The 13,089-nt window shown below is 51.0% G+C and carries 12 protein-coding genes; 9 read left to right on the top strand and 3 right to left on the bottom strand.

The annotated features are described in order from the left end of the window. Positions 1 to 60 precede the first annotated feature (60 nt). A complete protein-coding gene (locus tag K0T92_RS05955) occupies positions 61 to 672 on the bottom strand; it encodes a LysE/ArgO family amino acid transporter (RefSeq protein WP_219871506.1) in 612 nt (203 codons plus the stop codon). Between the two features lie 157 nt (positions 673 to 829). Here K0T92_RS05955 and K0T92_RS05950 point away from each other — a divergent pair, with 157 nt between their 5' ends. Beyond that, positions 830 to 2,191 carry an outer membrane protein assembly factor BamB gene (locus K0T92_RS05950; RefSeq protein ID WP_219871505.1) on the top strand — a complete coding sequence of 454 codons (1,362 nt, stop codon included), beginning with the start codon at positions 830 to 832 and terminating at the stop codon, positions 2,189 to 2,191. Positions 2,192 to 2,222: 31 nt separating this feature from the next. Here K0T92_RS05950 and K0T92_RS05945 read toward each other — a convergent pair whose 3' ends face one another. Beyond that, the gene (locus tag K0T92_RS05945) at positions 2,223 to 2,441 is read right to left on the bottom strand and encodes a hypothetical protein (RefSeq protein WP_219871504.1); all 219 of its coding nucleotides are present in this window, start codon (positions 2,439 to 2,441) and stop codon (positions 2,223 to 2,225) included. A gap of 176 nt (positions 2,442 to 2,617) precedes the next feature. On the opposite strand from K0T92_RS05945, the gene lplT reads away from it, so the two are divergent. The 3 genes from lplT (at position 2,618) to K0T92_RS05930 (ending at position 5,365) form a co-directional block, all read left to right on the top strand. Beyond that, positions 2,618 to 3,835, top strand: a complete 1,218-nt coding sequence (lplT, locus tag K0T92_RS05940; RefSeq protein ID WP_219871503.1) for a lysophospholipid transporter LplT — start codon at positions 2,618 to 2,620, stop codon at positions 3,833 to 3,835. Positions 3,836 to 3,865: 30 nt separating this feature from the next. Beyond that, on the top strand, positions 3,866 to 4,405 hold the full coding sequence (locus K0T92_RS05935; RefSeq protein ID WP_219871502.1) for a DUF2569 family protein: 540 nt from the start codon (positions 3,866 to 3,868) through the stop codon (positions 4,403 to 4,405). A 99-nt stretch (positions 4,406 to 4,504) separates the two neighbouring features. Continuing rightward, positions 4,505 to 5,365 (top strand): metallophosphoesterase, encoded by an 861-nt coding sequence (locus K0T92_RS05930; RefSeq protein ID WP_219871501.1) that lies wholly within the window; start codon positions 4,505 to 4,507, stop codon positions 5,363 to 5,365. A 4-nt stretch (positions 5,366 to 5,369) separates the two neighbouring features. Here the strand turns inward: K0T92_RS05930 and K0T92_RS05925 are convergent, their stop codons facing one another. Beyond that, positions 5,370 to 6,293, bottom strand: a complete 924-nt coding sequence (locus K0T92_RS05925) for an AEC family transporter (RefSeq protein ID WP_219871500.1) — start codon at positions 6,291 to 6,293, stop codon at positions 5,370 to 5,372. Positions 6,294 to 6,927: 634 nt separating this feature from the next. On the opposite strand from K0T92_RS05925, the gene K0T92_RS05920 reads away from it, so the two are divergent. The 5 genes from K0T92_RS05920 (at position 6,928) to K0T92_RS05900 (ending at position 13,075) form a co-directional block, all read left to right on the top strand. Next, the gene (locus tag K0T92_RS05920; protein ID WP_219871499.1) at positions 6,928 to 7,710 is read left to right on the top strand and encodes a tyrosine-protein phosphatase; all 783 of its coding nucleotides are present in this window, start codon (positions 6,928 to 6,930) and stop codon (positions 7,708 to 7,710) included. A gap of 37 nt (positions 7,711 to 7,747) precedes the next feature. After that, positions 7,748 to 8,506, top strand: a complete 759-nt coding sequence (locus tag K0T92_RS05915) for a YveK family protein (protein WP_219871498.1) — start codon at positions 7,748 to 7,750, stop codon at positions 8,504 to 8,506. After that, positions 8,493 to 9,173, top strand: coding sequence for a CpsD/CapB family tyrosine-protein kinase (locus tag K0T92_RS05910; protein WP_219871497.1), 681 nt, complete (start codon positions 8,493 to 8,495; stop codon positions 9,171 to 9,173). The genes K0T92_RS05915 and K0T92_RS05910 overlap by 14 nt, the downstream gene beginning before the upstream one ends. A 656-nt stretch (positions 9,174 to 9,829) precedes the next feature. Continuing rightward, a complete protein-coding gene (locus tag K0T92_RS05905; RefSeq protein WP_219871496.1) occupies positions 9,830 to 11,653 on the top strand; it encodes a polysaccharide biosynthesis protein in 1,824 nt (607 codons plus the stop codon). A 36-nt stretch (positions 11,654 to 11,689) separates the two neighbouring features. After that, complete coding sequence (locus K0T92_RS05900; RefSeq protein ID WP_219871495.1) at positions 11,690 to 13,075, top strand: oligosaccharide flippase family protein; 1,386 nt, start codon at positions 11,690 to 11,692, stop codon at positions 13,073 to 13,075. The last annotated feature ends 14 nt before the right edge of the window (positions 13,076 to 13,089 follow it).

Below are 13,089 nucleotides of genomic sequence, written 5' to 3'. Positions count from 1 at the left end.
CATAACAATTGGCAATGATCTGTTAGCAGGCACATATATGGCATTATGGAGCTGAACCAATTAAGAGAGCAAATTGCGCAGCAGCAGAAGCGATGAGCCCCATAACAGCAGGGCGGAAAGTTGATTCAGATAGTTGAACCAGCCTCTTGTGCGGTTAGAGTGCACGACAATACGTCCAAGCAGCAGCAAGCCATGAAACCAGAGCCACGAAACAAGGATGCAAGCAGATAAGAATAGCAATTGCTCACGCCCTTCATAATGCAGCGAGCTAGCTCCGATGACGCTTAATGTATCGATGATGGCATGCGGATTCAGCAGCGATACGGACAGAGTGAATAGTATCTGTTTCTTCACGGTGGCATCTCCTGCGCTGTTCCCTGCGCCTGAGAAGGCTTCGGATTGCCATGCCCGGTAGCCCATATACCAGAGGAAGAGGATACCTGCTACGTTCATGACAATCGCCAGCTCCGGAACGGCAGCAATGACGGCATTCAAGCCAGTAACGGAGAGCAGGATGAGGAAGGTATCACTGAGCGAGGCCGTAATCGAGGTGGGCAGTCCCTTCAATAATGAAGGCTGGAGCATCCCCTGAGTGAGTACATATAAATTCTGGACGCCTAGCGGCAGAATAAGGCCTAGAGCCATCAATAAACCGTATGCGAATGCTTCCATTGATCGAGTCGCCCTTCCATAACTTATCATTGGAAGTAATCTAGCAGATTGCGATAGATTTATCCAGCATTATCTCGACAAGCAACATTAGTCCTCCTCCTGACGTTAGAAGGGTAGCAGTACAGTATACCTCATAAGTGATTGGGAGAGTGAACCGATGATGCGCAATGTCGAGAACAAAAACAAGAACAAGAATAGATATATGCTTCGTGCAGGCATGGCAATTGTACTTGCTGCCGGAGTCGGTTTATCAACAATGCCAGCAGGTGTCAGTGCAGAGCAGCCGGCGCTGTCCCTGCATAACTGGGGACAGAATCAGTTATCAGCGCCGATTGTAAAGCCGGCATGGACCATCGACGTAGACAGCCGGAATGACAGGGACACGCTCATTCAGAATCAGGCGAAGGCTGAGGATGGCAAAGTGTTTGCTTTCGCTGGCGGGAAGCTGATTGCAGTCGATGCTGCCAGCGGCAAGAAGCTGTGGAGCTACGGGAATAAGCTCATCCCTATCGTAATCTATCACGGCGGCTCTGTAATAGGGCAAACGAAGGAAGGCAGAGTATTCTCGCTTAATGCCAAGAATGGCAAGCAGCAGTGGATATCCTCTGCCGCCTATGGCACAGCAGATTCTATCGTAGCGATGGGTCATAAGGCGTATGTATTGCTGGGCAATAAGATGACAGCCTTGGCGCTGGGATCAGGGAAATATCTGTGGACAGCGGAGGAACCGAATTCCAGTGGAGGCGGCAGTGCTCCTATCGTAGCAGATGGTGTTGTCATTCGCTCCTTCCTCGTGCAAGGAGCTCTGACATCTGTCCAAATCGACGGTTTTGATGATACAACCGGCAAGAAGCTGTGGAGCCACTTCCGGCAGGATATGCCGCTTCAAATTAAGGGCGGACTGCTTTACTCCGTTCAAGATCCATACCCGTTCGCGGATGACACGCCTGAGCGAAGTGTCAAGATCAGTGTTATCAATGTCAAGAGCGGAGCAGTGAAGGGGGAACGTGTCTACAGCTGGAAGCTTCCGGGTGGACCGCCCTATACCCAATCGGGTATTAACGGCGGCGCATTTCTGGATGGTGATGCGCTGTATATTCATCAAGGGCTGGTCATTGCCCAATATGACTTTGCGGACTATAAGGCAGGCGGGGCACCTGTGCAGAAGTGGAACAAGCCATATGGGGAGGTCGGCTCGCTGCAGCGGATTCATCAAGGACGCATGCTGTTCCAGGATTACAAGACAGGTGATCTGGTCGGCATGAAGCTGGTGACGGGACAGCAAGTGGGCTGGACGGGCGACAATCCTGCGAAGAGAATCGAGGTTTACGGCAATGGCATCTACAGGGCACAATCAGACGGCATGTTTCATGCCTTTGATGTGATGACAACCAAAGCAGTGTTCAGTGTCAAGACAGGGTCGCGCGACTATGGAGCAACACTGAAAACAGGCGGGAATCTGATCATACAGGCGGAAGGCAAGCTGATCGGAATTAAGCTGCCCGCTGCGCTGAAATAGACATGAATAGCCGTAGTTGCAGCTAAGAGCTTCACCCCAGCCGCAACAAAAAAGTGGAGTCCTCGTTGTATCCGACGCGGCTCCACTTTTTATTGTGCTTCTTATTGTTCTTGTTTATTGTCTCCTGCAGTGTTGGTGTTCTGCGTGTTACAGGCTTGACGCCCTGCCATCCATTTCGGTGGATTGCCGGATCGAGCTTGCCGCTGCTGACAGCTTTCAGCCTCTTCTTCTTTGCTTGACTTGCAGCCATAAGGCATGCCTCCTTGTGTTCATCTCACGTGCTTTCTTCATTATAACGGAGCTTGCGCTCTTTGGCACGGGAATCGACACATTTTATTCATTTTCAGCTGAAAAACTTCTACCAGTCTCTGCAAGGTTCGGTATATGATAAAAGGAATGGCTGGAAACAGAGAGAGGATGGGTCTATTGACTGGTTTGAGAAAAATGCTGTCGCCGTTGAATACAGTCGTGCTTACACAGTTTTTAAGCGCATTTGCAGATAATTTGAATTTCTTCCTCATCGTCGGAATGGTGAAACGGCAGGGGGTAGAGAATCCGGATGGAACGGTGGCCTACATCCAAATCGCGTTTCTGTGCGCCTATATCGTGCTTGCGCCTATTGTTGGCGCATTGGCTGACAAGAAAGCCAAGTCGCATATACTGCTGCTCGGCAATCTGTTGAAAGCTACCGGCATCGGGCTGCTGCTGCTAGGATTGCCTCCTGCGCTCTGCTACTTGTTCGTTGGAATCGGCGCAGTTGTCTATTCACCGGGGAAATACGGCATTCTGACAGAGCTGACTTCCTCGGAGAAAGAGCTGCTTAGCGCAAACGCCAAAGTCGAGGGCTCCACCATACTGGCTATTCTGCTCGGTACGGTAAGCGGCGGCTTCCTGGCGCAAAGCTCTGATCTTCCGGCTATATTAACCTGTCTCGGCATCTACCTGCTGTCGCTGCTCATGACTCTGATCATCCCGGCACGGGCAGGCAATGCTTCGCTGCGTTATGGCAGGGAATCCCTTCAATTCCTTCGGGATACCGCTGTATTGTTCCGCAATCCGCGAAGCCGGTTCTCGCTGATTGGAACAGGCGCCTTCTGGCTGACGGCTGCCGTCCTGCGTATTGCCCTGATCGCATGGCTGCCGCTTAATCTGGGAATAACAGATACCGATGAGCAGTCAATGATCATTGGAGTAACTGCACTCGGCGTTGTTGCCAGCGCATTCGTCACCCCGCGATGGGTGCCAGCTGGCAAGCTGCATCGCGGCTTCTATTATGGATTACTGATGGTGACAACGGTTATGATTGCGACATTTACGTACGAGCTATGGATAACCGTTACACTGCTCTTCTTCACGGGCTTGTTCGGCGGGATCTTCGTTATTCCGCTTAACACGATGCTTCAGGAGGAAGGGAAGAGCCTGATCGGATCCGGCAAGACGATAGCGATTCAGAATTTTACAGAGAACGCATTGACGGTTACCGGATTATTCGTATACTTAACACTGAGCGAGATGAATGTATCGGTTAACGGCTCTGTAGTTGGAATCGGCATTGTGCTGCTGCTGTTCATCGCTTTTCTGGCGACTCAGCTTGGCAAGGTCCGTTCTTCTGACAGCGTCCAGACAACGGGATCAGAGCAATGATTGACTAGAAGGGGAGAGTAGGTACAACAGATGGATATTGCCAAACAATCGGATCAATCGAAGCAGAAGGTTGCCGGAACTAATCTGGACGAAACGTTTTATTATGACAACATACATTTGAAGGGACTGGGCGGCTGGCTCATTATCGTTCATATTGCCCTATGGCTGTTCCTTTTTAACGCGGGAATTAACCTGCTGCTCGTGACATTGCCCAAAATTATTCAGCTATCCAAGTATAGTGATCCCGCTTCGCCACTCTATGATTCCACGTGGGCAGTTACGATACCGTTCCAATTCATCGGGAATTTCCTGATCATCCTGTCACTCTTGGTGCTGCTTGTGAAATTCGTGAGAAGACGGAGCAATTTCCCCCGTTTGTTCATTATTTTTAATATCGGGGTTACGCTATTCTACTTTGTGGATCTGGTGCTTCTGCTGCTTATGACCACATTAAGCGACGCGAGCTTGCTTACTTACGTCAGCGCATTATTGAGACAAGCGCTGCTATGCGTGCTCTGGATCGCTTACTTTGCCCGATCCAAACGTGTCAAGGTAACCTTTATAAGGTAGGAAGAGCGGAAGCTCTTCTTTTTTTTTCGGCTTTGCGGATTAGTGAAACGGAAGGGGGCCTGGAATCGTTATAGAAGCGAAGGATGGAGGTGCAAGATAATGAAAGCGGAGATTAATCAACGGATAACGCGGCGTGCCTTTCTGAAGCGGCTGATCGGCGGTGGAGTGGCTGCGGCGGCGGGTACGCCCATATATGCTTATTTTGTGGAACGGAACTGGCTGGATATAACGCGAATTACAATTCCGATCCTGAGCTCTCCGGAGCTGGCTGTTTTTCGAGGGACTTCAATCGTTCATTTCAGTGATATGCATATCGGCCATTATTGTGGAATGGAGGAGATTGCTGCTGTTGCCTCCCGCATCGAACAATTGAAGCCGGACATCATCTGCTTCACCGGCGATCTCGTCGATCAGCACACGGCTGGAATCGGAGATTACGTGGAGCTGATGAGTGGGCTGACGGCCCCGCTCGGCAAATATGCGATACTGGGCAATCATGATTACTATCATGACGCAGCGGATGTGCGGAATTTCTGGTCGTCTGCTGGCTTTGAGCTGCTGGACAACAGGCATGCTTATGTGGAAAAGGAAGGCCAGCGTCTCTATATCGCAGGGTTGGACGATCTGATATACGGGACGCCGGATATGGAGGGGGCGATGCAAGGCATTGCCCATGATCGCACTGTTATTCTGCTTGCTCATGAGCCGGATTACGCCGATAAAGCGGCCAAATGGCCGCAAATCAAGCTGCAGCTGTCCGGTCACAGCCATGGCGGTCAAATTCGTCTGCCCCTGATCGGCCATCTGATCGCTCCACCGCAAGGGAAGAAATATGTCAGCGGTTTATACAGGCTTACAGGGTCAGACCTGCATATTTATACGAATCGCGGGACTGGCACAACAATTTTGCCGTTCAGGCTGTTCTGCCGCCCGGAGATAACCGTCATCGAATTGGAATAAGCAATTATTGTACAATTGAAATAAGAAACGGCAATATGATAAAAGACCCAAGAGTCGTCCATAGAATGCACTTGGAGACTAGTTTGGGAGAAGCATTGAATTTCTCCGCGAGCACCACCGCATTGACGGCCACAGGCATAGAAGCAAGAATGAAGAGGACAGCGAATAGTGTGCCGTCAATGTTCAATATGTAGAGCACCAGGCCTGCGATAATCGGCGACAAGAGCATCCGAACGGATAGCCCTGTCCAGAAAGCGGTCTTAAGCCCCCGTTCCAATTCCGTCTCATTCACTTTGACCATCTGAACCCCTAATATTGTGAGTACAACCGGAGAATAGGCTCCGGCGATCATAGCAATTCCCGTATGGATGCCTGCTGGCAGCTGCAGCTCGAATATTCGAAGCACAAGCGCAAATACCGCCGCATAGATAGCGGGAAGCGTGAACACAGATTTGACGGCGTTCTTCATCGAGAATTCGGAGCGGGCTGCCAAAAAGACGCCGACCGTATTCACAATAATCATTTGACCGATCACATAGACCGAGGCGGCATCGAGGCCTGCCTTTCCGAATGCGAGCAGCACGAGAGGCAGGCCATAATTGACACTGTTCGTGAAGGTCGAAATGAGGGTAAGACCGGCTGCTTCGGAAGAGCGCAGCTTCAGCATTGTCCCGAGCACGCTTGCAACAGCCCACAGCAGCAGCAAATTAAGCAGCGAGAAGGCCAGCGTCTTGTACACATCCCCATATGAGATGTTGGCTGTATACAGCGTCTCCAGAAGTATGGCTGGCGATAACACATATAAGTACAGTATCGATAACGGTTTTGTATCCAGATTCTTGAAATATCCCAATAAAATCCCGACTATGACGGGTATCGAAAGTGGGACCAGCACTTGAAGCAGGGTGGAAAATACGGATTGTATCATAGCTGTGCTCCTCTCAATGTCCTTTCTTGCTTACTATAATCCCCATAAACTGAGCCGTCCAAGACGAATAACCAATATTTTATATAGGTAATATCTATGAAGATGGCGCGATGAATACTTTTTAGCAATAAAAGAGGGTTGAATTGGAAGCGATTAAGTAAGACACATGTCCCAGAAAAAGTAATTATCCGACTATTTACCCTCCCCCAATTGTAAAAGATTGGGCTGAATCGGGATGGGCAATACCTATGCAGGAACTGTCAGAATGCGCAAAGCCCCTGTCGTTCTAAGTGGAATAGCTATATGTTGTGTAAGTAAATTGTAAGACTTTTGACGGAAAATCGCTGCGTGCGTATGTGAGTAAATGACGCAAAATAATTAACAACATCACATAAATATGTAAATAAAATACAACTTTACTCTCGATATCGGTCTTTTTTGGTCGTTGAAAATAGGGACGATAGCTTATATAACACAAAACTAAAATAAACACGAACACCTATTCAAAATATTACCTTTATCCTTCATGCTAGGAAAAACGGTTGTCATTACATCCGTTCAGCCTCAAGCGAGCATTGATATTACAGTCTGAATCAGGAATAGAATATTGCCCGCGGAAAGTGAGGAGATGTCATTGATCGACATACATTGTCATTTGCTGCATGGTCTTGACGATGGGTCGATTTCGCTCAAGGACGCTGTCGGAATGGCTCGAAATGCGGTTCGTGATGGTGTCTCGACTATATTTGCCACGCCGCATTACAACAGAGGGCGATATGATACGGAATCGGCAGTTATCCGGCAGCATGCAGCGGAGCTTCAGGGTGAGCTGGAGCTTCAGGGGATTCCGCTTCGTGTGCTGACAGGACAAGAAATACGTGTCCACGGTCAGCTGTTGGAAGAGCTGGATGCGGGCAGTCTGCTGCCGCTTGGCACTTCCTCCTATGTGCTGCTGGAGTTTCCTTCCTCTCGTATGCCCAGTCGATTCGAGGAGACCGTTCATGAGCTGGGGATCGCAGGGTGGAGACCCATTATCGCTCATCCGGAGCGGAATGCGGAGATTGCCGCAGACCCGAACAAGCTGGCTTCGCTTGTAGAATGCGGCGCTCTCTGCCAGATTACATCCCATTCATTAACCGGGCGGTTCGGCAAGCGGGTGAAATCGGCAGCGCTGGAATTGTGCCGGCGCAATCTGGTTCATTTCATCGCTTCGGATGCACACAACGAGACTACTCGTCCCTATGAACTCAGTCTGGCTTATCGTGTCGCTGCCGAGCGGTTCGGCACAGACATTGTCGATTACTATAAGCGCAACGCAAGAGCAGTCGTGCACAATATTCCGGTCATTCGCAAGCCGCCGCTTCAGCGGAGAAGAGCGATGTCATTATTCAGCGGCTGGTCGCTGTTTCGATCATAGCGCTGTTTCGATCTAAAGGATGGAGGTACGAATCAAATTGAGCAAGGAACTGGATTTGAAACATTATTTGTCGCTTATACGCAAACGGATCTGGATTGTAATAGCTGTCATTATTCTTGGGACAACTGCTTCCGGTGTCATAAGCTATATGCTGCTGAAGCCTGTTTATCAAGCGAATACGAAGCTCATAGTCAATTCTGCGAACGACAAGCCAGGCATGCTGCAGCTTGATTTGAATGCCATCAACACGAACATAAGCCTCATCAACACCTACAAGGAAATTATAAGAACCCCTGCGATCATGGATATGGTGGTCAAGAAGCATCCGGAGTACAACGTGACGACGGATGAACTGATGCGCAACATCCGCTTCAGCTCCGTAAACGGTACGCAGGTTGTCACACTCTCGTATCCGCATACGAATTACAAAGAGGCGGCCCGCATCGTCAATGCAATCTCGGAAGAGTTCCAGAATCAAATTCCGAAGATTATGAAGGTGGATAACGTCTATCTGCTGCATATGGCCAATGAGAATAAGCTGCCGGCGCCCATCAAGCCGAACCCGAAGCTTAATATTGCGATCTGCTTTGTCATTTCGCTGCTGCTGGGAGTAGGGCTTGTGCTGATGCTTGATTATTTTGACGATACGGTCAAAACCGAGGCTGATGTAGAGCGCTACTTGGGGCTGCCGACGCTCGTTCTTGTGCCGTCGATTCGCGAGAGCGACCTGCGCGGCAAGCAGAAGCGGCGAATTATTCCGACGAAGGCAGGTGGAACGTCACATGCATCAAACTAATGTCAGATCGATCATTACGGATATTAATCCGCTATCCTCCATATCGGAGGCGTACCGGACGCTGCGCACGAATCTGCAATATGCCGAGGTTGACCGTTCACTTCAATTGCTGATGGTGACATCGGCTAATCCGAAGGAAGGCAAGACGACGACGATCAACAATCTGGCAGTTGCTTATGCCCAGACGGAGAAATCAGTGCTGCTCGTGGATGCCGATTTGCGCAAGCCGACTGCGCATCATACATTCCAGATCTCGAATCGCTGCGGGCTGACACATGTGCTGACCGGCAAGGCGGCAACAAGTGAAGCGGTGAAGGAAACGCATATCGCCAATCTGTCCATTATGCCCTCGGGCTCTATTCCACCCAATCCGTCAGAGCTGCTCGGCTCCCGGAAGATGGATCAGCTGCTGGAGGAGCTGCGCGGAAAGTATGACCACATCTTGATAGATACGCCTCCGGTGCTGGCTGTGAGTGATGCCCAAATTATGGCGTCCCGCTGTGATGGCGTCCTATTAGTCGTCAACGCCCGCAGCGTGAAACGCCAGCAGGTTGTGAAAGCCCGCGATATGCTGCAATTCGTGCAGGCGAGAATTGTCGGCGTGGCGCTTAACCAGACCGCCAACCGAGACCGGAGCAATTATTACGAGTATCAGCAGGAGGTCTAGCGGCTCAACTCTTTTGCCAGCGTTATGCCTGCAGTTCGCTTAGCCTGATCGGTGCTGCGTAGAACGCAGGTTGCCGGGTAGCGGAGGTTGCGGACTGAGGCTTCAACGATCGACGTTTTCAGCCGCGAAGAGGAGAAGAAAACCTGCGTAAGAGCAGGAATTTCGGTTGAAAAAGCGGTGGACGGCGGAAAGCCTGCAATTATGCAGGAATATGAGGCGGAATGGCACGATAGAAGGGATATTCGGGGAAATTGCTGCCCTTTGGCAGGCATTTGGTCTACAACAGGCGGAAACGAGATAAAAGGCTGCTCTTTCGCAGGAATGTTCGATATTTGTGTAATTGTGGGATGTAGAATGTTCGACATTTGTGTAATTGTGGGATGTAGAATGTTCGACATTTGTGGAATGTGTAACTAGTGTAATTGCGGGAATTGCAGAGTTGCGGAGTTGTGGAGTGTAGAGTTGAGGAATGTGATTGCGGAGTTGTGTAACTAGTGTAATTGCGGAGTTGTGAAATGAGAAGTGAATTGTGAATTGTGAATTGTGAATTGTGAATTTGTGAAACTGTGAAACTGTGAAACTGTGAAACTGTGAAACTGTGAAACTGTGGAATTACGGAAAGTCTAGTTAGCCAAATACGTTTAGGAGGTTAAAGGATGTTTGCAGCTTATCGAACACATCTGTTAATTATTCTTGATTTGTCGGCAGTGGTGCTGAGCTTGGCCGCTGCTTTCTGGATGCAGTATGCCAATCCGTGGATGGAGCCTCATCCAGGCCTGTGGCTGGTATACACTCTGATGGCGGGTGCGGTCGGTCTCGTCTGCATGATGAGAATGAAGCTTCATCGCCGCATCTGGCAGTACGCGGGTGTCAGTGAGATGCTGTCGATCCTCGCTGCCGCATTGTGGACAGGCATCGTGCCGTTCGTGCTGACCAATGCCATCTATGGCTGGGATGTGCCTAAGCTGCTGCTCCTTCACCATCTGACAGGGATGATCTTCATGATGGCAGGTCCACGGCTGCTGTGGAGAGCCTTCTGTGATAAATTCGGAACCCGCAAGCGCAGCGACCGGCATCGGGCACTCATCATCGGAGCCGGCAGCTGCGGCACGCTCATTGCCAAGGAGCTGCTGCAGAATGATACCGCGCAGTTCGTGCCGGTAGGCTTCATCGATGACGATCCTTACAAGAAACAGCTGACGATATATGATCTGCCAGTCTATGGCGGACGTCATGACATTGCCCGCATAACAGAATCCGAGGGGATTGATGAGATTATTATCGCGATGCCCTCGGTCTCCAAGGCGCAAATTTCAGCCATTATCAATATTTGCAAGCCGACGAAGGCCCGGCTCAAAATTGTTCCGGATCTGCAGGAGCTGATTCAAGGGAGGAGCGCGGTTAACCGTGTTCGCGATGTTTCCGTAGAAGACCTGCTGGGACGTGATCCCATTCGGACAGATTTGGACAACATAGCCAACTATGTGGAAGCCAAGACCGTGCTTATTACCGGAGCAGGAGGATCGATCGGTTCAGAGCTATGCCGTCAGATTGCTCCCTTCGGGCCCGCCAAGCTGCTGCTGCTGGGACATGGGGAGAACAGCATCTATACAATCGAGATGGAACTGCGCTCGACTTATCCGGAGCTGCATATTGAGACCGTCATTGCAGATGTGCAGGACCGCAAACGGATGGAGGATGTGTTTGCTAAATTTCGTCCGCAGGTTGTATTCCATGCTGCTGCGCACAAGCATGTGCCGCTGATGGAGAGGAATCCGTCCGAGGCGATCAAGAACAATGTGTTCGGCACGAAGAATGTCGCTGAATGCGCGGATCAATTCGCGGCGGAGAGATTCGTTCTGATCTCGACGGACAAGGCGGTTAATCCAACCAGCATCATGGGCACAACGAAGCGGATTGCCGAGATGTTCATACAGAGTCTGGACAAGCACAGCAGAACCAAATTCGTCGCTGTCCGGTTCGGCAATGTGCTCGGCAGCAGAGGTAGCGTTATTCCGCGTTTCAAGGAACAGATTGTGAAGGGCGGTCCGGTTACGGTCACGCACCCGGATATGGTGAGATATTTTATGACGATTCCCGAAGCGGTGCAGCTTGTTATTCAAGCGGGAGCATTCGCCAGCGGCGGGGAAATCTTCATCCTCGATATGGGCAAGCCGGTCAAAATTTACGATCTGGCAGCCGATCTGATTCGTCTGTCCGGCTACGAGCCGCATGTTGATATCGATATTCAGTTCAGCGGAATCCGCGAGGGCGAGAAGCTGTTCGAGGAGCTGCTAACGAATGAGGAGGGGCTGTCATCGACGAAGCATGACCGGATTTTTATCGGCAAGCCTACTCAAATCAACCGCTCTGAGCTGGAATTTGAAATTCGGAAGCTGGAACAGGTGCTGGGGCAGCATCCGGAGGAAATACGCGCCGTACTCAAGCATCTTGTGCCGACTTACCGCAATGTATCGTAACTAAACTTCAACCTATGCAGGGGTGGTTATACAGGAATGGCCAACGCAGAAAGGCTGGCAAAACCGATTGCGGGCAAATCCGCCGCAATTACAAAGGTGCTTGCCCGCGGCGGCAGCATCAGCTTCTTGCTTAATTCAACCGGAATGGGGCTTGCGCTTATTATGCAGATCGTGCTTGCACGGCTGCTGGGCGCGGCTGCTTACGGTACCTATGCTTTTGTCACGACGGTGATTACCTTCCTGGTCTTTCCGGCGAAGCTCGGCTTCGATACCTCTATCGTCAGACTGGTGGCGGCTATGAAAGCGAAGGACGAGTGGGCGCTCATTAAAGGACTGCTGAAGCGGGCGAATCAGCTCGGGTTTGCCGTATCGCTGTCTGTGACTGTGATCGGCTTTGCAATTCTTGGCTTGCGCTATAACGAGATGACCGGATCACAGCTGGTGACCTATTCGGTCGGCTTCGCCACAATTCCGCTGCTTACGCTGGCTACACTAAGGCAGAGCGCCCTGCAAGCACTCAAGGATGTGCTGTTTGCACAGATGCCGGAGAAGATTGTAAGGCCCTTGCTCACAATCGGGCTGCTGCTGATCGCTGTTCTCCTGCTCGGCAGGGAAGCAGATTCGGGGCTTGCCATGATCTGCTTCGCAGTGGCGGTAGCGGTGTCCTATATGATCGGCGCATTCGTGCTCAAGAAGCGGATCGGGGATCAGATCGCAGGGGTAGAAACACAGTACGCAACCCGCTACTGGCTGAAGCTGTCTCTGTCGCTCATGGTTAATGGCGGCATGTATTTAATTCTGGGACAGCTGAGCGTGCTTCTCCTTGGAATGATGAACAGCGAGACAGAGTCGGGCTTGTTCTCGGCGGCGGTCAGGCTGGCGACACTGGTTTCCTTTGCCATAACGGCTATTAATATGACGGCCGCGCCGCTTTTGTCGGAATCATACGCCAGGAGGGACCATAACCAGCTTCAGCAAGTATGCACGACATCGGGGAGAGCGGGATTCTCGTTCGCTGCCGTCGTGTTCATCGGCTTTGCCGTTGCGGGGCGTCCGCTTCTCGGATTGTTCGGGGCAGAATTCACAGCCGCATATCCGGCGCTGCTGCTATTATCCGCCGGACAGCTGTTCGGCGCTTACTGCGGGCAGACGGGGACGATGGCGACGATGACGGGATATCACCGCGTGCTGACAAGGGTGCTCGTCATAGCCACAGTATTGAATGTGGCGCTAAGTGTGGCGCTCATTCCGCTGCTTGGCATGACGGGCGCGGCAGCAGCATCCTGCTGCGCCGCTGTAACCTGGAATGCGGTTATGGCAATAGCTATCAAGCGCAAATACGGCATTATTACACCCGTATGGTCGTTTGGGAGCCGCGCGAAGAAGGGAGTGCCGCCGCAATCAGGAGATTCAACGGAATAGATCACAATCGGATG

It is taken from the genome of Paenibacillus oenotherae (assembly GCF_019443105.1).
In the GTDB taxonomy this organism is placed as follows: Bacteria; Bacillota; Bacilli; order Paenibacillales; family Paenibacillaceae; genus Paenibacillus_Z; species Paenibacillus_Z oenotherae.
This window is presented reverse-complemented; position numbering and strand designations above follow the sequence as displayed.